Source organism: Microbacterium sp. (assembly GCF_035687345.1).
Lineage (GTDB): Bacteria > Actinomycetota > Actinomycetes > Actinomycetales > Microbacteriaceae > Microbacterium.
This window is the reverse complement of sequence record NZ_DASRXZ010000008.1, coordinates 1-2,678: the sequence shown is the minus strand read 5'-3', so window position 1 is coordinate 2,678 and position 2,678 is coordinate 1. Positions and strand designations below refer to the sequence as shown.

Sequence of the window (2,678 nt, the reverse complement as noted above, 5' to 3'; positions counted from 1 at the left end):
CCTCGACGACGTCGCGCAGCGCGTCATCGCCCGGCTGCGCGGACTCCCCGCTCCGGGCGTCCCCGACCCGGGGCATCCGTTCGTGCTCGTCGCGAAGGACCTCGCCCCCGCCGACACGGCGCTCCTCGACCTCGACAAGGTGCTCGCCCTCGTCACGACGGAGGGCGGCCCGACGTCGCACACCGCGATCCTCGCGCGCGAGAAGGCGATCGTCGCGGTGGTGGGCGTCGCGGATGCGGCGGGCCTGAAGGACGGCGAGACGGTGATCGTCGACGCGGCGGCGGGCGTCGTCGTGACGCAGCCGACCGACGAGGAGCTCGCGCGGGCGAAGAATCGCGCGGACGCACGTGCGTCTGCGGCATCCGCCCCCATCACGCCGGGCGCCATGAAGGACGGCTTCGAGGTTCCGCTGCTCGTGAACCTCGGCAACGCCGAGGGCGCGGCCGAGGCGGTCGCGCTCGGCGCGGAGGGCGTCGGGCTGTTCCGCACCGAGTTCCTCTTCCTCAGCTCGAGCCAGGCGCCGACCGTCGAGCAGCAGCGCGTCGTGTACGAGAAGCTGCTCGCGGCCTTCCCGGGTAAGAAGGTCGTCGTGCGCGTGCTCGACGCGGGAGCCGACAAGCCCCTGCCGTTCCTCAACGACGCGCACGAGGAGAACCCGGCCCTCGGGCTCCGCGGCCTGCGCGCGCTGCGCGCGAGCGAGGACATCCTGCGCGAGCAGCTGACGGCTCTGGCCGAGGCGGATGCGGCGACCCGCGCCGCGGGCGACGGCGCCGACCTGTGGGTCATGGCCCCCATGGTGGCCACCGTCGAGGAGACCGAGTACTTCACCTCGATCGCACGCGAGTACGGCATCCGCACCGCAGGCGTCATGGTGGAGGTGCCGTCGTCGGCGCTTCTGGCCGACCGCATCCTCGCCGTCGCCGACTTCGCGTCGATCGGCACGAACGACCTCACCCAGTACACGATGGCGGCGGACCGGCTGCTCGGCTCGGTCGCGGCCTTCCAGGACCCGTGGCACCCGGCCGTGCTCCGCCTCGTGCGGGAGGTCGGAGAAGCGGGACGCGCCAACGGCAAGCCGGTCGGCATCTGCGGCGAAGCCGCCGCCGACCCGATGCTCGCGGTCGTGCTCGTGGGACTCGGCGCCACCAGCCTGTCGATGGCGCCGACCGCGCTCGCCGACGTGCGGGCGACCCTTCTGCAGTACACCCTCGGCGAGGCGCAGGCCATCGCCGAAGCCGCCTTGGCCGCGAACGACGCGGCCTCGGCCAGGGCCGCAGCCCAGAGTGCCGCGGCCTCGACCAGCTCCCCCGCGGCTGAGGCGGCCGCGACCCGAGAGAAGGAGACAGAGCAATGACAACGGCGTCTACGCCCACGAAGGGCGGGAGCAAGGCGCGCGTCGGAGTCCAGCGCTTCGGCACGTTCCTGTCCGGCATGATCATGCCGAACATCCCCGCGCTCATCGCGTGGGGCATCTTCACGGCGTTCTTCATCGAGGTGGGGTGGACCCCGAACGCGGACCTCGCGACCATCGTGTTCCCGTTCATCCACTACCTGCTGCCGATCCTCATCGCGTACACGGGCGGCAACATCGTGTACGGCATCCGCGGTGGCGTGGTGGCATCGATCGCGACGATGGGTGCGATCGTCGGGTCCGACCTGCTCGTGGACAAGTTCAACGCGACCCTCCCCGAGGGTGACAGCGGGCTCGGCTACGTGCACATGTTCATCGGCGCGATGATCATGGCCCCGCTCGCCGCCTACACGATGAAGTGGCTCGACAACCTGTGGGAAGGCAAGATCCGCGCGGGCTTCGAGATGCTCGTCAACATGTTCTCGGCCGGCATCTGGGGCTTCGTCCTGGCCATCATCGGGTTCTACCCGATCGCGTGGCTCGTCAACGGCCTGATGCAGATCCTCGGGAACGCGGTGAACTGGCTTGTCGAGGCGAACCTGCTGCCGCTCACGAGCATCCTCATCGAGCCGGCGAAGGTGTTCTTCCTGAACAACGCCATCAACCACGGCGTGCTGACCCCGCTCGGCATCCAGCAGGCGACCGAGAACGGCTCGTCGATCCTGTTCCTGCTCGAGGCGAACCCCGGTCCCGGTGTGGGCCTCCTCCTGGCGTTCACGTTCTTCGGGCTCGGAGCGGCACGCGCGTCGGCTCCCGGTGCCGCGGTGATCCAATTCTTCGGCGGCATCCACGAGGTGTACTTCCCGTACGCGCTCATGAAGCCGATCCTGATCCTCGCGCTCATCGCGGGCGGCATGACGGGCGTCACCACGAACATGCTCCTGGGCGGCGCGCTGCGCGCACCGGCTGCCCCGGGCAGCATCATCGCGGTGATACTCCAGACCGCGCCCGGCGCGTACTTCGCGGTCATCCTGTCGGTGGTCCTGTCGGCGGCGGTCACCTTCCTCATCTCGTGGGCGATCCTGCGGGCGTCGCGCAAGCGCGACCTCGAGGCGATGGCCGCGACCGACGACGCGTTCGGCGCGGCGATCACGCAGACCGAGGCCGCGAAGGGCAAGTCCTCCGACGCGCTCTCCGGCCTCCGCGGCGGCGCGGCCACCCAGGCCGACGGCGGCATCGAGCCCGCCACGATGACCGAGCGCGAGGTGAAGAACATCGTGTTCGCGTGCGACGCGGGCATGGGCTCGTCGGCGATGGGCGCGAGCGT

At 70.5% G+C, this 2,678-nt stretch carries 2 protein-coding genes; both read left to right on the top strand.

What is annotated here, in order from left to right:
* A partial coding sequence (ptsP, locus tag VFF97_RS00780) for a phosphoenolpyruvate--protein phosphotransferase (protein WP_325031588.1) occupies nucleotides 1-1,354 on the top strand: 1,354 nt, incomplete at its 5' end.
* Nucleotides 1,351-2,678, top strand: a 1,328-nt coding sequence (locus tag VFF97_RS00775) for a PTS mannitol transporter subunit IICB (RefSeq protein WP_325031587.1), incomplete at its 3' end; no start/stop codon positions are given. The genes ptsP and VFF97_RS00775, both read left to right, overlap by 4 nt.